At 66.1% G+C, this 17565-nt stretch carries 21 protein-coding genes; 8 read left to right on the forward strand and 13 right to left on the reverse strand.

All coding sequences use genetic code 11. The features are described 5' to 3' along the window. Window positions 1–41: 41 nt before the first annotated feature. Entirely contained in the window at window positions 42–479 is a 438-nt protein-coding gene (locus tag FB562_RS09805; RefSeq protein WP_185740508.1) for a helix-turn-helix domain-containing protein, read from the forward strand. Further along, complete coding sequence (locus tag FB562_RS09810; RefSeq protein WP_141880941.1) at window positions 440–1345, forward strand: IS3 family transposase; 906 nt, start codon at window positions 440–442, stop codon at window positions 1343–1345. The genes FB562_RS09805 and FB562_RS09810 overlap by 40 nt, the downstream gene beginning before the upstream one ends. On the opposite strand, the gene FB562_RS09815 is transcribed toward FB562_RS09810, so the two are convergent. Further along, on the reverse strand, window positions 1342–1692 hold the full coding sequence (locus FB562_RS09815) for an ArsR/SmtB family transcription factor (protein WP_141880942.1): 351 nt from the start codon (window positions 1690–1692) through the stop codon (window positions 1342–1344). The two genes, FB562_RS09810 and FB562_RS09815, sit on opposite strands and share 4 nt — an antisense overlap. 97 nt (window positions 1693–1789) lie before the next feature. Between FB562_RS09815 and arsB the strand changes: the two genes are divergently transcribed. Genes arsB through FB562_RS09840 form a run of 5 tightly spaced genes read left to right on the forward strand, consistent with a single transcriptional unit; the run spans window position 1790 to window position 6404 of the window. Further along, window positions 1790–2878 (forward strand): ACR3 family arsenite efflux transporter, encoded by a 1089-nt coding sequence (gene arsB, locus FB562_RS09820; protein ID WP_141880943.1) that lies wholly within the window; start codon window positions 1790–1792, stop codon window positions 2876–2878. 20 nt (window positions 2879–2898) lie between these two features. After that, window positions 2899–3309 carry an arsenate reductase ArsC gene (locus FB562_RS09825; protein ID WP_141880944.1) on the forward strand — a complete coding sequence of 137 codons (411 nt, stop codon included), beginning with the start codon at window positions 2899–2901 and terminating at the stop codon, window positions 3307–3309. A 2-nt stretch (window positions 3310–3311) separates the two neighbouring features. Further along, window positions 3312–3983 carry an arsenate reductase ArsC gene (locus FB562_RS09830; protein WP_141880945.1) on the forward strand — a complete coding sequence of 224 codons (672 nt, stop codon included), beginning with the start codon at window positions 3312–3314 and terminating at the stop codon, window positions 3981–3983. Next, window positions 3980–4966 (forward strand): thioredoxin-disulfide reductase, encoded by a 987-nt coding sequence (gene trxB, locus FB562_RS09835; protein ID WP_141880946.1) that lies wholly within the window; start codon window positions 3980–3982, stop codon window positions 4964–4966. Before FB562_RS09830 ends, trxB begins: the two co-directional genes overlap by 4 nt. Before the next feature lie 19 nt (window positions 4967–4985). Beyond that, on the forward strand, window positions 4986–6404 hold the full coding sequence (locus tag FB562_RS09840) for an FAD-dependent oxidoreductase (RefSeq protein ID WP_141880947.1): 1419 nt from the start codon (window positions 4986–4988) through the stop codon (window positions 6402–6404). A 320-nt stretch (window positions 6405–6724) separates the two neighbouring features. On the opposite strand, the gene FB562_RS09845 is transcribed toward FB562_RS09840, so the two are convergent. The 4 genes from FB562_RS09845 to groES form a co-directional block, all read right to left on the reverse strand. Continuing rightward, on the reverse strand, window positions 6725–8047 hold the full coding sequence (locus FB562_RS09845) for an ABC transporter substrate-binding protein (protein WP_141880948.1): 1323 nt from the start codon (window positions 8045–8047) through the stop codon (window positions 6725–6727). Window positions 8048–8164: 117 nt separating this feature from the next. After that, window positions 8165–9415: an ABC transporter substrate-binding protein gene (locus FB562_RS09850; protein ID WP_185740509.1), complete on the reverse strand. Its 1251-nt coding sequence runs from the start codon at window positions 9413–9415 to the stop codon at window positions 8165–8167. Window positions 9416–9506: 91 nt separating this feature from the next. Then, complete coding sequence (gene rarD / locus FB562_RS09855; protein ID WP_141880950.1) at window positions 9507–10454, reverse strand: EamA family transporter RarD; 948 nt, start codon at window positions 10452–10454, stop codon at window positions 9507–9509. A gap of 86 nt (window positions 10455–10540) precedes the next feature. After that, a complete protein-coding gene (gene groES, locus FB562_RS09860; protein WP_141880951.1) occupies window positions 10541–10837 on the reverse strand; it encodes a co-chaperone GroES in 297 nt (98 codons plus the stop codon). A gap of 213 nt (window positions 10838–11050) precedes the next feature. On the opposite strand from groES, the gene FB562_RS09865 reads away from it, so the two are divergent. Then, window positions 11051–12229, forward strand: a complete 1179-nt coding sequence (locus tag FB562_RS09865) for a class I SAM-dependent methyltransferase (RefSeq protein ID WP_141880952.1) — start codon at window positions 11051–11053, stop codon at window positions 12227–12229. A 21-nt stretch (window positions 12230–12250) separates the two neighbouring features. On the opposite strand, the gene FB562_RS09870 is transcribed toward FB562_RS09865, so the two are convergent. The 8 genes from FB562_RS09870 to FB562_RS09905 form a co-directional block, all read right to left on the reverse strand. Then, window positions 12251–12718 (reverse strand): DUF4190 domain-containing protein, encoded by a 468-nt coding sequence (locus tag FB562_RS09870; RefSeq protein ID WP_141880953.1) that lies wholly within the window; start codon window positions 12716–12718, stop codon window positions 12251–12253. Between the two features lie 109 nt (window positions 12719–12827). Next, the gene (locus FB562_RS09875; protein WP_141880954.1) at window positions 12828–13205 is read right to left on the reverse strand and encodes a hypothetical protein; all 378 of its coding nucleotides are present in this window, start codon (window positions 13203–13205) and stop codon (window positions 12828–12830) included. Window positions 13206–13307: 102 nt separating this feature from the next. After that, window positions 13308–14372: a tRNA (adenosine(37)-N6)-threonylcarbamoyltransferase complex transferase subunit TsaD gene (gene tsaD / locus FB562_RS09880; RefSeq protein ID WP_141880955.1), complete on the reverse strand. Its 1065-nt coding sequence runs from the start codon at window positions 14370–14372 to the stop codon at window positions 13308–13310. Continuing rightward, on the reverse strand, window positions 14369–14977 hold the full coding sequence (gene rimI / locus FB562_RS09885) for a ribosomal protein S18-alanine N-acetyltransferase (protein ID WP_141880956.1): 609 nt from the start codon (window positions 14975–14977) through the stop codon (window positions 14369–14371). Before rimI ends, tsaD begins: the two co-directional genes overlap by 4 nt. Beyond that, entirely contained in the window at window positions 14977–15618 is a 642-nt protein-coding gene (gene tsaB / locus FB562_RS09890; protein WP_141880957.1) for a tRNA (adenosine(37)-N6)-threonylcarbamoyltransferase complex dimerization subunit type 1 TsaB, read from the reverse strand. Before tsaB ends, rimI begins: the two co-directional genes overlap by 1 nt. Continuing rightward, the gene (gene tsaE / locus FB562_RS09895) at window positions 15618–16097 is read right to left on the reverse strand and encodes a tRNA (adenosine(37)-N6)-threonylcarbamoyltransferase complex ATPase subunit type 1 TsaE (RefSeq protein WP_221625375.1); all 480 of its coding nucleotides are present in this window, start codon (window positions 16095–16097) and stop codon (window positions 15618–15620) included. Before tsaE ends, tsaB begins: the two co-directional genes overlap by 1 nt. After that, window positions 16088–17188 carry an alanine racemase gene (gene alr, locus FB562_RS09900; protein ID WP_141880958.1) on the reverse strand — a complete coding sequence of 367 codons (1101 nt, stop codon included), beginning with the start codon at window positions 17186–17188 and terminating at the stop codon, window positions 16088–16090. Before alr ends, tsaE begins: the two co-directional genes overlap by 10 nt. Then, the gene (locus FB562_RS09905) at window positions 17185–17559 is read right to left on the reverse strand and encodes a holo-ACP synthase (protein ID WP_141880959.1); all 375 of its coding nucleotides are present in this window, start codon (window positions 17557–17559) and stop codon (window positions 17185–17187) included. The genes alr and FB562_RS09905 overlap by 4 nt, the downstream gene beginning before the upstream one ends. Between the last annotated feature and the right edge of the window lie 6 nt (window positions 17560–17565).

Below are 17565 nucleotides of genomic sequence, written 5' to 3' on the forward strand. Positions count from 1 at the left end.
AGGTGCGGTTTTTGGTTCACGCAAGAGGGTATTCGTCCGAGGTGTACGAGCGCGCGGAGGAGTTGATCGTCGCTGGGTATGGGAGAAGAGCGATTGCATCCGAGCTTGGGATATCGGCGTACACGGCAAGGAAGTGGGTTCACGCGTATCAACGATTCGGGGTTCTAGGGTTGGTTCCTGTGACGGCGAACACCAAGTATCCATTTGAGCTGAAGCTGGCAGCCGTGCAGTGTTTTCTTGGTGGAGATTCGAAGCCCGAAATCTTGGACAAGTTCCAAATACGGAGCCCCGCTGCTCTCGACCGATGGGTGAGGACTTTTCGTGCCACCGGCGAGGAGAGCCTCAAGAGGACCCGGGGTCGACCTCCTGCGAGTACGGCTGAGGAAACGGTCGAGCGGAAGGTGCTCCGGCTGGAGATGGAGAATGCCGCTCTAAAAAAATGGCAGGCTCTGGTGGCGGAAGAGCAACGACGCGACTGAAAGTTGCGATCGTTGCGTCACTAGAGCATCTGTACCCCGCAAGGGATCTCCTGGCATTCCTGGAGCTACCCGCGAGCACCTATTACTACCACCGTTCTCGACGGCCGCGATCGGATCCATATGTCTCGGTTCGCCCACTCATCAAAGAGACCTTTGAGCGGGCCTATCAAAGTTATGGATACCGTCGAGTTCGCATCGCGCTGAAGAACCAGCACGGGGTGCACCTCAACGGCAAGACTGTTCTGAAGCTGATGCGCCAGGAGCACTGCATTTGCCGTGTGCGGCGAAAAAAGTACCGGTCCTACCGGGGGCAGATTGGCAAGGCGGCGCCGAACATCCTTCAGCGCGATTTCGGGGCTGAAGTTCCGAACGAGAAATGGGTGACGGATGTGACCGAGTTCGTTGTTGCTGGCGAAAAACTATATCTCTCGCCTTTGATCGATCTGTTCAACGGGGAAGTGCTGACCTATACGCTCCGCTCGACGCCGAACCTGCAGCTTGTTATCGACATGCTCAAACCGGCGCTGGCAGCCCTGAATTCGTCGTCAAAGCCAATCATTCATTCTGACCAGGGTTGGCAATACCAGCACCGCACCTATCAACGGATGGTGCGTGGATCTGGGGCCACACAATCAATGTCGAGGAAAGGAAACTGCCTCGACAACGCCGTGGCGGAGAACTTCTTCGGTCACCTCAAAGAAGAGTTCATTCGCCGACGGCACTTTGCCTCAGTCGAAGACTTCCGGGTCGACCTCGACCTCTACATTCATTGGTTCAACAATGAGCGGATCCGCGAAAAGCTCGACGGGCTAAGCCCTGTTGAGTATCGAAACTCCGTGTCCGGGCGTTCTTTTGCGCTGACTTAGACGGTGACGAGGTGTTGTGCCACCGAGTCGAGGGCGCCAGGCACCAGGCGGTAGTAAGCCCACGTTCCGCGCTTGTCGCGGGTGAAGATTCCGGCGTCGACGAGGATCTTCAAGTGATGGGAGACGGTGGGCTGACCGAGGCCGAGTGGTTCTGTCAGGTCGCAGACGCACGCTTCGGCATCTTCGTGGGCGGCAACCATGGAGATCAATCGGAGACGAGCAGGGTCCGCGATCGCTTTGAGCGTCTTGGCGAGCTTTTCCGCGTTCTCGGCACTGATTGCCTCGCGTGTGAGCGGGGCGCAGCACGCTGTCACATCGGTGAGGGGAAGGAGCTCCGTTAACGACATGTGAACAGTCTGCCACTAAATTGACATTCATCGATATTCGCCAGATAGTTATATCGACAGTGATCGATGTTCACTGGGACGGCTATCGAAGGAACCAATGTCACTCCCCGCTCCGGCCCCCACGCGCCTCGGCGCGACTGATCGCCTGCTGCCGGTGTGGATCCTCGCCGCAATGGCACTCGGCCTGCTCTTGGCCGTCTTCGTTCCCGCAGTCGGCGAGTTCTTACATGCGTTTACTGTCGGATCCGTCTCAGTGCCGATCGCTGTGGGTCTGTTGGTGATGATGTACCCGGTGCTGGCAAAGGTCCGGTACTCAGATGCCCGCGCGGTCGCGGGGGACCGCAAGCTTCTGATCTCTTCCCTCGTGATGAATTGGCTCGTGGGTCCCGCGCTCATGTTTGCACTCGCATGGTTACTGCTTCCCGATCTTCCGGAGTACCGCACCGGATTGATCATCGTCGGTCTGGCCCGGTGCATCGCGATGGTCCTCATCTGGAACGACCTCGCCTGTGGCGATCGTGAAGCTGCCGCTTTCCTCGTCGCCGTCAACTCCGTCTTCCAGGTCATCGCTTTCGGCGCTCTCGGCTGGTTCTACCTGCAGGTCCTTCCCGGCTGGCTCGGCCTCCCCACCACAAGTGCCGAGTTCTCCATCTGGGCGATTACCCTCAGCGTCTTGGTCTTCCTCGGCATTCCGCTCCTTGCCGGCTACCTCTCCCGAAGAATCGGCGAGAACACTCGTGGCCGCGAGTGGTATGAGGCAAAGTTCCTGCCGAAGGTGGGACCGTTCGCGCTCTACGGGTTGCTCTTCACTATCGTCATGCTCTTCGCCCTCCAGGGCCAGCAGGTCATCGACCGCCCCTGGGACGTCGCCCGGATAGCCCTCCCGCTCCTGGTCTACTTCGCTGTGACCTTCCTCCTTGGATTCGGGCTCGGAAAGGTGGTCGGCCTCGGATACGAGCGCACAGCAACCCTCGCCTTTACCGCTGCTGGTAACAACTTCGAGTTGGCCATTGCCGTCGCCATCGGAACGTTCGGCGCCACCAGCGGGCAAGCTCTCGCTGGGATCGTCGGCCCCCTCATCGAAGTCCCGGTGCTGGTCGCTCTCGTCTATGTATCCCTGTGGCTTCGACCGCGGCTCTTCCCTCCAGCTATAGCCCCAGTACCTGTCCCTGCTGTCTCGTCATAACCCCAAGAGAAAGTCACATCATGACCGATAAGCCCACCGTTCTCTTCGTCTGCATCCACAACGCGGGCCGCTCGCAGATGGCAGCCGGCTATATGAAAGCCCTCTCCGGTGGTGCCGTTGAGGTGCGCTCCGGCGGCTCCGAGCCCGGCAACGAAATCAACCCCATCGCCATCCAGGCAATGGCAGAAGAAGGCATCGACATCTCCCAGGGTGTTCCGCAGCTGATGACCACCGAACAGGTACGTGACTCCGATGTGGTCATCACCATGGGCTGTGGCGATGTCTGCCCGATCTTCCCCGGCAAGCGCTACGAGGACTGGGAACTGGTTGACCCGAAGGGTAAGAGCCTCGAAGAAGTTCGCCCGATCCGGGACGATATCAAAGCCCGCATCACTGCCTTGCTCGCTGAGCTTCTTCCCGCGCAGGCCTAATCATGATCAACGTTGCCGGCCGAAAGGCAATGCCGGGGCTGGCCTACCCGGAGGACTACCTCAAGCGTCTTGCCGCCGAGCTGGCGGAAAAGTATGCCGGAGTTTTCAACCCGGAAACGGTCGAACGGTATGTGCTCGAGTCCTACACCGGACTACTCCGAACCTCTACGGTGAAGACCCATCTGGCTACCAATACCGCACGGTTCGCCAGCGACCGCCTCACCGCACTTGCCCAAGCTAAGGGTGCGATCGAGAGCCCGGTCCCCGAGGTGCTGTTTGTTTGCGAACAGAACGCCGGCAGGTCCCAGATGGCAGCCGTTCTCACCAACGCTCTCTCCGGAGGGGCCGTCCACGTTCGCTCTGCAGGATCCGCACCAATCGGAGAGCTGAACCCTGCGGTCATTGCGGTAATTGAAGAGCTGGGTCTCGATATGTCCGAGGCCTTCCCCAAGCCCCTGACGGATGATGTGGTGCAAGCCGCCGATGTCGTGATCACCATGGGGTGCGGGGACGCCTGTCCCGTCTATCCAGGGACCAGATACCAAGATTGGGAACTGACCGACCCCGCAGGCCTTGAACTGGACGAGGTGCGAGCAGTGCGCGACACCATCCGCAGCAACGTGCTCCAACTCCTCCAGGAGCTCGGCGTCACCCCGAAAGATCTCCCCGCATGAACGCGACTGAAAACGTCATCGTTGTCGGCTCAGGCCCTGCCGGCTACACCGCCGCAATCTATCTTGCTCGAGCAGGACTGAACCCGATCGTTCTGACAAGCTCCGTCGAGGCCGGTGGAGCGCTCGTGAACACCACGGAGGTGGAGAACTTCCCCGGCTTCCCGGACGGCATCATGGGGCCCGACTTGATGGAGAACATGCGCCTTCAAGCGGAACGATTCGGGGCGCGGATCATCTATGACGACGCCACACAGCTGAACCTCACTGCGTCTCCCAAGACCGTCAAAACCGGCGCCGGGGAAACCTACTCCGCGCACTCTGTGGTTCTGGCCATGGGGTCTGCTTACCGCAAACTCGGCGTTCCGGGAGAGGAGAAACTTACCGGCCACGGAGTGTCTTGGTGCGCTACCTGCGACGGGTTCTTCTTCCGTGGCCAAGACATCGCTGTCGTCGGAGGTGGAGACTCCGCCCTGGAAGAAGCCATGTTCCTCACCCGCTTCGCCACCAGCGTCACCCTCATCCACCGGCGCGATTTCCTGCGTGCATCCAAGATCATGCAGGACCGCGCGCTAGCTAACCCCAAGATCACCGTCCGCTGGAACAGCGAAGTGGTGGAAGCGCTTGGCGAGGACCAGCTCCACACACTTCGCCTCCGCGACACCGTGACCGGAGAAGAGTCACTCCTCCCCGCGACCGGGTTGTTCATCGCTATTGGCCACGATCCACGCAGCGAGCTTGTCGCCGGTCAAATCGATCGCGACGCCGAGAACTATGTGCGCGTCAGCTCCCCAACTACCGAAACCAACATCCCCGGGGTCTTCGCTGCCGGAGATCTCGTCGACCACCGCTACCGCCAAGCGATCACCGCAGCCGGCACCGGGTGCGCTGCCGCCCAAGACACCGAGCATTACCTCACGGCACACGCACTCGCCGCCTATCCCCAGCCCGACGCCTCCATCCTCGAGAACGCCGTATCTGCCTAATCTGAAAGACCACCCCATCATGACGATGACACTGAACGTCCCCCCACGCACTTCCGATGCTCGCCTCAACGGACTTCCCGTTGCAATCATCGGCGCGGGTCCCGTCGGCCTTGCCGCCGCAGCCCAGCTTCTCGAGCGAGGCGTCGACGTCATCATTTACGAAGCGGGCGAGACCGCAGGATCCGCGATCACCCAGTGGGGCCACACCCGCCTCTTTTCCCCGTGGGAATACCTCGTAGACGAAGCAGCAGCCCGCCTCCTGGACACGGCGAACTGGGACGCACCACCGGCCCACAAGCTGCCCTACGGGCGTGACCTCGTGGAGCAATACCTCGCCCCGCTCGCTGCAACACCCGAACTCGCCCCCCGCATCCGTTATCGCCACCGTGTCACCGATGTCACCCGCCAAGGCATGGACCGCACCCGCTCGGTCGGCCGCGCCTCCGCCCCCTTCCAGCTGCGAATCGACGGCCCGGACGGAACTGACGAGATGCTTGCCCGGGCGGTCATCGATACCTCCGGCACCTACGGTTCCTCAAACGCTCTCGGCTCCAACGGTCTCAACCCAACCGGGAGCGAATCAGTTGAGGCGAATCTGAGCCACGCACTCCCCGACGTCCTGGGTCGAGAGCGTGAACGGTTCGCCGGGAAGCACGTCGTCGTTGTCGGTGCCGGACACTCTGCCGCAAACACCCTATTGAAGCTCGCGACCCTGGCAAAGGAGGAACCGGACACCACCGTCACCTGGGTCATCCGTCGCGCCCGCCCCACCCGCGTCTACGGCTCCGCGGCCGACGAACTTGAGGCCCGCGGGCAGCTCGGATCCGCAACACACGAACTCGTCACCTCAGGCGCAGTTACCCTCCTGGATAGCTTCGAGATCGACCGCCTCGCCCCCGCCGACAACGGACGCGTGACCATCACCGGCCGACGCCGCGGCGAGCCGACGAAGATCGACGCAGACATCGTTGTGAACGCAACCGGCTTCCGCCCCAACCTCGACATGCTTCGCGAGATCCGCATCTCGCTGGACGAGGTAGTCGAAGCCCCACGAGCACTTGCGTCACTGATCGACCCGAACGAGCACTCCTGCGGAACGGTGTACCCGCACGGCGTCGCAGAGCTCGCACACCCTGAACCGAACTTCTTCATCGCCGGAATGAAAAGCTACGGTCGCGCGCCGACATTCCTCCTCCTCACCGGCTACGAGCAGGTGCGCTCCATCGCAGATGAACTCGCCGGCAACCATGCCGCCGCCCGCATCGTCCAGCTAGTGCTCCCCGAGACAGGTGTGTGCTCCACCGATCTCAACACTGAATCCAGCAGCTGCTGCACGACAGCCGGTCCAGACAAAGCCGAGGCCAACTGTGCAGCCGACTCGACAGAGCCGGGCGGCGAATCGACGGAGGTCGCAAACACAGCGGGCTGCTGTGGCTGAGAAGCGTGTGCTCCGCCGGCGATGAGGTAACAATCAACGCCGTTATTGCCGTGCAACAGCGCGCGGAGGGTGTCGACTACGAGTGTGCCGAAGGGATCCTTGCGCTCAGCGAGGCATTCAGACGCGAACGCAACGAACTCACGACCACGACGTCACGAAGGCCACGCTCTTCGTGTAAAGCAAAAAGGGGCTGATTCTGACGCTAAGTCAGAATCAGTCCCTTTCGCTGCCCCCACAATAAACTGAACTCACCGCTTAATAGCGGCTCCAACTTTCGGGGTTCAGTTCAATTCCGCCGGGGCCCTCATCCGTTGCTGCGACTAGTTGATGCGCTTGTGCAGGTTGTCCTCGCCGTACTGGAAGATACCGATGGTCGCCTCGGTCGGGTCGCCGTGCTCGTCGAACTTCACTCCGCCGGAGTACCCGTCGTAGTCGACCTGCGCGCCATCCGCGAGGATGGTCGCGGCGCTCTTGAAGTCGGTCGCCTTCTCACCGTCGCCCGTGCCGCCGGAGACCTGGCGGAGGTACTTGGCGATGTCGGTTCCCTCGACGGAGTTGGCCGCGTAGGCCGCCAGCGCCAGCAGGATGACCGCGTCGTACGACTCGGCCGCGTAGCTGAAGTCAGACAGCGGTTCTGTGCCACCCAGCACCGGCGACTGGTAAACGTCGCTCAGGCGCTGCTCGAAGTCGTCCTCCAGCACAGGGCCGGGGGTCGTTCCCTTCGCACCGGTGATGGTTCCCGCGGGCAGGTCGTCGCCGAACTGCTTCAGGTTTCCGTCGACCAGGTACACCTTCGACATGTCGAAGCCCGCGTTGGCCAGCTCAGGCGCGATCGTGTAGATCTCGTCGAAGGTGATGAGGGCGATGGCGTCGGGGTCCTCTGCGACGACGGCCGAGACCTGTGCCGAGAAGTTCGTGTCGCCGGTGTTGAACATCTCCTCGGCTACGACCGTTCCGCCCGCAGCTTCGAAGGTCTCCTTGGTGACCTTCTGCAGCCCGGTGCCGTATGCGTCGTTGAGCACAATCATGCCCAGCGTGCTGGCGCCGTCGTCGGCGATCAGGTTACCGAGCACCTCGCCCTGCAGCAGGTCGGAGGGCGCAGTACGCCAGTAGAGGTTGTTGTCATCCCAGCTGGTGAAGTCCGGCGAGGTGTTCGCCGGCGAGAACTGCACGACGCCGGCTGCCGTGATCTGGTCGATCACGAGCTTCGAGACACCGGATGCCGCGGCACCGATGATCGCCGAGACGTTCTGTCCCAGAAGGTTCGGGACGGTCGTGGCATACGCCTTGTTGTCGGGGTCACCCGAGTCGCCGTAGACGACCTCGACCTGGATCCCGAGGCCTGCCTCGTTGATCTCCTTCGCCGCGAGAGCGACGCCGGCTTCCTCGGGCGGGCCGAGGAATGCCAGACCACCGGTCTGCGGCAGCAGGGTGCCGATCTTCAGGGTGAGGTCACGCTCGCCCGATGCGATGTCGAGCGCGTCGGATGCAGACGGGCTCTCGGCTCCATTGCCACCGGTCCCTTCGTCGGTCGATGCGCAGCCACTCAGGATGAGGGCGGAGACGCCGAGGACTGCGAGTCCCCCGAGTGTCGCCTTGCGAGTCAGTGAGCGGGAGGCTTTGCCTCTAGCGAAAACGCTCATGTTGCTCCTTGTGTTTCGAAACGTGGTTACAGCACACGGCAGGGTACTGCCGTGCTGCCACGGTATTGCCCCCACGGCTCCCGCACAATACCTGCGTGTTACGGGGCGGTAACATGCTCAATCCGCGGTGAGCTGCCCTGTCCACGCAAATCTGTTGGCCGCGTCGTACGCGTAGACGCCGTAGTGGGCAGATGTGGGGTCTCCCGCTCGGTCGAGCGCGATGGGCCCGGAGACGCCGTCGTAGTCGATGTCGTCCTGCGTTTTCAGCACGTCGAGGCATTCGCCGAAGCTCATGCACTTGATGCCGTCGCCGCTGACGCCGGGCAGCATGTAGGCGAGCAGGGGCCCGCCGTCGTCTCCTGCGACGGTGGCGGCGAGCGCCGCCAGGATGGTGGCGTCGTAGGCCTCCGCGGCGTAGCGGGTGTCGTTCGGCGCGGGGTCCATGGCGGCGAGCCGCGCGGCGAAGGCCTCGTTGGCCTCCGCCCCTTCGAGTACTCCCCTGGCACCCTCGAGCACGCCGCCGGGCAGCGCCTGCGAGTAGTCAGCGAGCGCACCTCCGGCCAGCCACACTTTCGAGCCGCCGAGGCCGGCATCCGTGAGCGCCGTGATGATGGCCACGTTCTGTTCCATCGCCTCGAAGCCGGAGGCGAGCAGCACGGCGTCGGGCTTCGCCGCGGCCACAGCGTCGACGACGGCTGCGGCGTCGCCGAGCTGCTCCTGAGCGACGACGGAGCCCTCTGCGGCGGCGAGCGCGGCCGTGAACGTCTCTGCGACCGCACTGCTGCTGTCGTCTGCGCCGACTATGACCGCGACATCCGTTGCCCCGTCTGCGACGATCGCGTCGGCGAGCACGCCGCCCATCAGCGCAGCAGACGGTGCCGTGCGCGCGAGCAGCCCCTCGTCGGCCAGGCCCGTGAGAACAGGGGCGGATGCGGCGGGCGACACGAGCAGCACCTGCGCCTCGATCGCGAGAGGCAGGATGCGCTCGGCCAGAACAGACGACGACGGCCCGATGACCACGTCGACGCCCTTCTCCACGAGCTGCGCGAAGGACTCCTCCGCCTGCTGGGTTGCCGCCTCACCGGAGTTGCGGTGGAAGACCTCGACCGGCTTGCCCAGCACACCACCCGCCTCATTGACCTCGCGGACGGCCAGCTCGACCCCGGCGACCTGCGCGGGCGACAGATAGGCGGCATCGCCGCTCGTGGCGAAGAGGGTGCCGATGCGCAGAACACCGTCACCGGATGCCGGTGGCGGGCTCGGCAACGGAGAGCTCGTCGGGAGGACCATCTCCTCGCTCGTACACGAACTCAGGCCGAGGGCGATAACGACCGCAGCCGCGCAGGCGACCACACGCATCCGTCTCATGTCGCTCCTCTCGCCCTCTCGCCCGGCGAGTGCCGGACCCATGCCGTCGAAACCGACACGACCGCGAACCAAGAGGAAGACTACCGACGAATCAACCCAGCTGCGGTAAGGCACGGCGAGACAGCCGCCCCTGCACGAGCATGTCGGTCGTGAGCAGCACGATCGCGAACCACACAAGGCTGAAGCCGGCCCAGCGCTCCGGCGGCATGGCCTCGTGCAGGATGAACGCGCCGAAGACGAAGGTGAGCACCGGGGCCAGATACTGGATCATGCCCATCGTCACGAGAGGCAGGCGCCGGGCCCCCGCAGCGAAGAGCAGCAGCGGTACACCCGTGATGACCCCCGAGAGCGCCATGATGACGACATGGGTCGTTCCGGCTGTTCCGAAGACGATGCCGTCGGTCGATGACACCACCAGCAGCACGGCCACAGCGACGGGCACAAGCCAGATCGTCTCGAGTGTCAGCCCCGATACCGCATCGACGCGGGCGCCCGCCAGCTTCTTGATGAGGCCGTACAGGCCGAACGACGTCGCCAGCGTGAGCGAGATCCACGGGAACTCCCCGTAGTTGAACGCCAACACGAGCACCGCTATCACGCCGAACCCCATGGCCACCCACTGCAGCGGCCGCACCTTCTCGCGCAGGAACGCGACGCCGAGCACCACCGTGAAGATCGGGTTGATGAAATAGCCGAGCGAGGTCTCGAGCACCTGCCCGTGCAGGGCCGCGAACACGAACACCTGCCAGTTGACGTAGATGAACGCGCCCGCGAGCCCCATGAGGAACAGCAGCCGCGGCTGCCGCACGATCGCCGCGAACCTGCGCCAACTGCGCGTCACCGTGAGCAGCAGCGCACAGAACACGAGCGTGAACAGGATGCGCCACGCGACGATCTCGAAGGCGCCCGCCGGGGCCAACAGCAGAAAGAAGGCGGGCATCCCGCCCCACAGGCCGTAGGCGCCGACGGCGAAGAGCAGCCCGGATCTGCGCGGCGGGGCCGCGACGGGGCCGGCTGGGGCGCTGGGAGACGGTGTCACTTGTGAATGCTATCCGTCGCGCGCATCAACGACAGCACCCGCCCGGCCGAAGCCGAGCGGGTGCTGGTTGAACGTGGGGGCGTCGCCTAGCGGACGACGACCGCGAGCACGTCGCGAGCCGAGAGCACGAGCAGGTCGTCGCCGCCGTACTTGACCTCGGTGCCGCCGTACTTGGAGTAGATCACCTTGTCGCCAACGGCGATGTCGAGGGGGATGCGGTTGCCGTTGTCGTCAATACGACCGGGGCCGACGGCGACAACTTCGCCCTCCTGCGGCTTCTCCTTGGCGGTATCAGGGATGACAAGACCCGATGCAGTCGTCTGCTCGGCCTCGACCTGCTTGATAACGATGCGATCCTCGAGCGGCTTGATGGAAACCGACACGGCCTACCTCTTTCTGAAGTGCGGGAAAAAATCTGGGTTGGCACCCTCACTAGGTGAGTGCCAGAACAACTGTACCCGCCGCACTGGCACTCTCGCAATCCGAGTGCCAACGTGGCGGTGCCGCTGGTTGCTCGAGTACGCCATCCGGCTCTCGGAACCAGCCCAGGGCATCCGAATGGCGTACTCGACGGGGCTGCCCTGAATAATGGGGGGATGGATGCCGCCGAGCTCGTCGAACTGCTCACCCCCGAGGGGCTGCGACTGCTCGACTCGCTGCCCGCTTACGAGTCGAAGGACGACGTCGTCAAGGCCGTCGCCACCCTGCGCGCCGCCGGGCACTCCCCCGCCCTTGTGGCCGCAGTGCTCAGCCAGTCGAAGCTGCGGGCCAGGGCGGTCAGCAAGTTCGGCCCCTTCGCCGAGCGCATGCTGTTCACGGAGGCCGGCCTCGAGCAGGCCACCCGGCTCGGCGTCGCCGCCCGCCACGCCGGTCGCTTCAGGGCGGCCGGAGCCACCCGCATCGTCGACCTCGGCTGCGGCATCGGCGCGGATGCGCTCGCCATGGCCGCAATCGAGCTGACCGTGACCGGCGTCGAACGCGACGAGGTGACCGCCGCTGTCGCCTCCTACAATCTGGCGCCGTGGCCGAACGCATCCGTCGTCCACTCCGCGGCAGAGGATTTCGACCTGGCCGGCTACGACGCCGCCTGGCTGGACCCGGCCCGACGCAGCGAGAAGGGCAGGCTGCGCGACCCGCACGACTGGTCGCCGTCTCTCGACTTCGCCTTCGGCCTCGCCGAACGGATGCCCGTCGGCGTCAAACTGGGGCCGGGCATCGACCGCGGGCTCATCCCAGAGGATGCTGAGGCCCAGTGGGTGTCGGTCGACCGCGACGTCGTCGAGCTGGGAGTCTGGTTCGGCGCCCTCGCGCGCCCCGGCATCCGGCGCTCAGCCCTCATCATCCGCTCAGATGGCGGCAGCGACGAGCTGACCGCCCCCGGCGACAGCCCTGACGTCGAAGTCGGCACGCTGGGGCGCTACATCTACGAGCCCGACGGCGCCGTCATCCGAGCCCGCCTGATCGGCGATCTCGCCCGCAGCCTCGGCGCGACGATGGTGAGCGACGACATCGCCTGGCTGACGGCGGATGCGGCGATCGACACGCCCTTCGCCACCCGCTTCGAGGTGATCGAGCGGATGCCTCTCGACGAGAAACACATCCGCAGGGAGTTGAGCGCGCGCGGCATCGGCACGCTCGAGATCAAGAAACGCGGCGTCGACATCGACCCGGCCGCGTTCCGCAAGCGGCTCTCGCTGCGCGGAGACGGCACAGCCACCCTCGTGCTCACGAGGGTGGCCGGTCGACGTGTGGCCCTGCTGGCGCGGCGCGACTGAACGACAGCCGCGCGGAGCACCTCAGGAGTAGGTGATGGCGGCAGGAATCAAGAACAGGGCGAACAGGATCGGGACGAGCGCGACGAGGCCCCACAGCAGTGAGATCGCGATGCCCGCATACCCCGTGATGATGCCCGTCAGCCAGAACGGCTTCGCCGCCCGCTCACGACGCTGCGCGATATGACCGAAGACCACCGCGGCGGCCGCCGGGAGGAAGCCCAGCCAGAAGAACGACAGCACGACGCCGACGATGCCACACACCATCGCGGTGATGCTGAGGGCCCGCGGCTCGATGGGGCCGGGGGCGGCGTAGGCAGCGCCGTACGGCACTGCGGCAGGAGCGGCAGCGGGAGCGGGAGCCGCAGGAGCGGCTGCGACGGGCGCCGCCCCGTAGGCGGGCGCGGCAGGGGGCTCCGGCGCGGCAGGAGCTTCGGGCGCAGCAGGAGGAACAGGAACGGACGGCGTCTCGTCAGGCTCGGTGGAGGACATGCGATCATCCTTCCAGTTGTCCGCGCACGCCGCCACAGCCTGTGGCCCGCGGGAGGGAAGAAGAATGGGCCCCGGTCATCGACCGGGGCCCATCATCCGCACAAGCGGATCAGTAGGAGAGGTTCTCGAGCGAGCTGTAGTCTGCGCCCGCGAACGCGACGCCCCAGAGGATGAAGCCGAGGAGCGCGATGGCCAGACCGACGAAACCGAGGATGATGCCGGTGAGCCAGAGACCCTTGGCCGCCTGCGGCTCCTTCTTCTTGCCGAGGAAGCCCAGCACAACGGCGGCGGCCGGGAAGAACAGCTGCAGCACGGAGCCGATGAAGGGCAGGATCACGATCGCGCCGCCGAGGAATCCGATGATGCCGGCGACCAGCGAGATGATGCTCAGCACGGGCGCCTTCGCGGGGGCGCCTGCGGCGGGAGCGGCGGGAGCAGCACTGTAGGGCGTGGGCTCCGGGGTCGCGGGGGGCGTGATGTCAGACATGTGAATGTCTCCTTAAGGCTGGTTGTCGTAAAAGCGGCGTTGCCCATCGTGGCACCACCCCCGAGGGGGTGTCAATTCTCGCACAACCACCGAAAGACGCGGTCACGCCTGGATGCTGGTGACCGGCAGGGTCGAATCTGCCCCGAATCCGAGCCCAGACGGTGGATGCCCGGCAGCCACCAGCTGCGCACCGAGCGCCGCAATCATGGCCCCGTTGTCGGTGCACAGGGTCAGCGGCGGGATGCGCAGTTCGATCCCGGCGGCCGCGCAGCGCTCCTCCGCCACCTGGCGCAGGCGGGCGTTCGCGACGACCCCGCCGCCCAGCAGCAGGCGCGGAACCCCGAGGTCACGGCAGGCGGCGATCGCCTTGGTCACGAGAACGTCGACTACCGATTCTCTGAAGCTCGCCGCGACATCCGCCACCGGCAGTTCTTCGCCAGAGTCGCGCTTCTGCTCGACCCAGCGCGCGACCGCCGTCTTGAGGCCGGAGAAGGAGAAGTCGTAGCGGTGCTTCTGCATGTCCTTGGGCAGGCTGAGCCCTCGCGGGAAGCGGATCGCGGCAGGGTCTCCGCCGATGGCCGCGCGGTCGATCTCGGGGCCGCCCGGGTAGGGCAGGCCGAGCAACCGGGCGACCTTGTCGAAGGCCTCCCCTGCGGCGTCGTCGATCGTCTCGCCGAGCAGCTCGACATCGGAGACGAGGTCGCGCACGAGCAGAAGAGAGGTGTGGCCTCCGGAGACGAGCAGCGCCACGGTCGGGTACTCGACCGCCTCGCCGCCGATGACATCCGCCCCCACATGGCCGACCAGATGGTTGACGGCGTAGAGCGGCTTGTCGAGCGAGACGGCGAGCGCCTTCGCCGCGCCCACCCCCACCATGAGCGCCCCGGAGAGGCCCGGCCCGCTTGTGACGGCGATCGCGTCGAGATCCTGCAGTGTGACGCCCGCTTCGGCGAGCGCCGCCGTGATGGTCGGGCCGAACGCCTCCAGGTGGGCCCGCGCCGCGATCTCGGGCACGACGCCACCGTAGCGAGCGTGCTCCTCCATCGAGGAGGCGATCACGTTCGCGAGCAGTTCGCTACCGCGCACGATGCCGATGCCGGTCTCGTCGCAGCTGGTCTCGATGCCGAGCACCAACGGCGCCGCGGATGCGATGGGCTCGGCGCTCATGAGGCTCCTTCTGCTGTCGGGTCGGGCTGGTCAGTCAGGGCCGCGGATGCTCCGGCAGGCTCCCCGGATGTGCTGACGGGCTCCCCGGGGGCGGTCGCCGTGATCGGCGCGGCCGGCGGCACGGGCTCCACCAGCGAGGTGCGCGGCTCGCTCAGCGGTGCACGCATGATGAGGGCGTCGACGCCGTCGGGCTGGTAGTAGCGGGGCCGCACGGCGATCTGCTCGAAGCCGAGCTGCTCGTACAGCGACTGTGCGCCCGGGTTGTCGGCGCGCACCTCCAGGAACATCTCCCGCGCGCCTCGGCTGAACGCCTCCGCCATCAGCTGCAGCATGAGCGTGCGCCCCAGGCCGCCGCGGCGGGCGGTGGGCGCGACCGCGATCGTCTGGATGTCTGCCTGCTGCGCGGAGGCGGGCGCAAGCAGGCCCGCGTACGCGACAACAGCATCCGAGCCCTCGGGCGTGGCCACGAGGTAGTGCGTGTGTGCGCCCGCCAGCTCGGAGCGCATCGCCTCAGCAGACCAGGCGTCGCTGCCGAATGTCGACGTCTCGAGCGCCATGATCGCGGGCAGGTCGGCGACGGATGCTCGCCGCAGCAGCCAGGCCATCAGCTGACGCGCTTCGGGCCCGCCGACGGGGTGACGTCGGGTGAGCGCAGGTAGAGGGGCTCCGGGCCGGCGAAGGCGCGGCCGTTCGCGAAGAGTGTCTCGGCGAGCATGCCGGCGTCGCCTGCCGAAACCGATTCGGCGTCGATGCGGGCGAAGCCGCTCGCGGCGAACTCTGCTGACAGCTGCGTGCCGAGGTCGTCGGGCCGCGACAGACCCGGCCCCGCCACGCGCACGGGGAGACCCTGCTCGTCTGCTCCCGAGTAGGCGCTCCAGTAGACCTCGCGGCGTCGCGCATCCGTCACCACCAGAAGCGGGCCGGATGCTCCGCGTGAGTAGTGGCCGTAGGCGATCGCGTCATGGCTGACGATGCGCACGGCGGGCTTTGCTACGCCGAGCGCGAAGGCCCGGCCCGCGGCGATACCGACCCGCAGCCCCGTGAACGGGCCGGGGCCCATGCCCACCGCGACACCAGACAGAGCGGTTACCAGCACGCCAGAATCGGCCAGGCAGAGCACGATGAGCTCACCGATGACCTCGGCGTGGCGGCGGGTGTCGGCCTCGGAGTGCTCGGCGATGACGCCGCGGTCGCGGTCCACGACGGCGACGCTCGTGCCTGCGGAGGTGTCGATCGAGAGCAGCATCAGTCCAGCCTAAGCTCGGCCCAGCGCGCGCCGTGCCCCTGCACCGTGACGAGGCGCGGCTCGACGCCCTCCTCCGACTCCTCGCCGCCGACGGGCCGCACGATCGTGATGTCGAGCCATTCCTCGGCGACGGCGTCGAGCATCCCGGCCGCCCATTCGACGACGACGATCGAGCCGTCGAAGTCGATGTCGAGATCGTCGAGCTCGGCAGGATGCGACAGCCGGTAGGCGTCGACGTGCACGAGCGGCGCACCTCCCGACTCGCTCGGATGGGTGCGCGCCAGAACGAAGGTGGGGCTCGTGACGGCGCCACGGATGCCGAGGGCCTCGCCGAGCCCGCGCGTGAACGTCGTCTTGCCCGCCCCGAGCTCGCCGTTGAGGGCGACCACATCGCCCGCCCCGAGCTCGCGGGCGATCCGGGCACCGAGCTCGCCCATCCGCTCAGGCGTCTCGATCGTGAGCCGCGCGATCAGCCCCATGTGCGTTCGATCCGCCCGCCCAGGCGGGTCACGATCTCGTAGTTGATGGTTCCGGATGCTTCGGCCCAGTCGTCCGCCGAGGGCACGCCGTCCGCAGGGTCGCCGAACAGCACCGCACGGTCGCCCACGCTCACGGTGTCGTCGCCCAGGTCGACCACGAACTGGTCCATCGCCACGGTGCCCGCCACCCGGTAGGTGGAGCCGTTGATACTGACGGGCGCCCTGTTGGATGCGGCCCGCGGCACGCCGTCCGCGTAACCGAGTGGCACGAGCGCGAGCGTGCACTCGCGATCGGTGCGATGGGTGAGCCCGTACGACACCCCCGACCCGGCGGGCACGCGCTTGACCGAGGCGATCGCCGCGCTCAACTGCATCGCTGGCACGAGGCCCAGCTCGGCCGAGGTGCGGCCCTCCAGCGGGGAGAGCCCGTAGATTCCGATGCCGAGGCGCACCATGTCGAAGCGCGCCTCGGGCACGGCGAGGGCGCCAGCCGTCGCCGCCAGGTGACGCAGCTCGATCGTGAGCCCCGCATCCGCCGCCAGCTGCAGGGCCTGCTCGAACTCGGCCACCTGCCGCAGGTCTTCGTGCCGCCCCGCGTTGGCGAGATGACTGAACAGCCCGCGCACGCGGATGGCACCGCGTTGCTCGAGCCTGGCGGCCGCCTCGAACACCGAGCGCCACTGCCGCTTCTCGACGCCGTTGCGGCCGAGGCCCGTGTCGACTTTGATGTGCACATTCGCGGTGCCACTGGCCGCGGCGACCCGCTCCAGTTGGGCGAGATAGCTGACGCCGATCTCAAGCCCGGCGGCGAGTGCGCCCTCGAAGTCCTCCGCAGGGTCGTGCAGCCAGGCCAGGATGGGCGCCGTGATACCGGCGGCCCGAAGCCTGAGCCCCTCGCGGATGTCTGCGACGCCCAGCCAGTCGGCACCTCCCGCAAGAGCAGCACGCGCCACGTCGACGGCGCCGTGGCCGTAGCCGCGCGCCTTCACGACGGCCATCGTGTGCGCCGTGCCGGCGGCGGCCCGCAGCGTCTCGACGTTGCGGCTGATCGCCGACAGGTCGATGGATGCCTCGCGCATGAGTCCGGTCATCGGGGGTCACCCTCCGCCACGACGTAGGCGACGGCGACCCCTGCGTCGTGGCTCATCGACAGGTGCAGCCTGGTGATGCCGTGTTCTGCGACGACCTGCGCGATCCGCCCGCTCAACTCAAAGGAGGGGTTGCGCAGCTCATTCGACACGATGCGTACATCATGCCAGCGCATGCCGTCGGAGTCGCCGATCGCCTTGATGAGCGCCTCCTTGGCGGCGAAGCGGGCCGCAAGCGATCTCAGGGACAGCCTCCGGCCATCCGGAACCTGTTCGCTCTCAGCGAACAAGCGTTCGACAAGTCTCGGCGTACGACTCGCCGCCCGCTCGAAACGAGCCAGGTCGACAAGATCGACGCCGATGCCGATGATCACGGCGAG

The organism is Homoserinimonas aerilata, from assembly GCF_006716125.1.
Classification (GTDB): domain Bacteria; phylum Actinomycetota; class Actinomycetes; order Actinomycetales; family Microbacteriaceae; genus Homoserinimonas; species Homoserinimonas aerilata.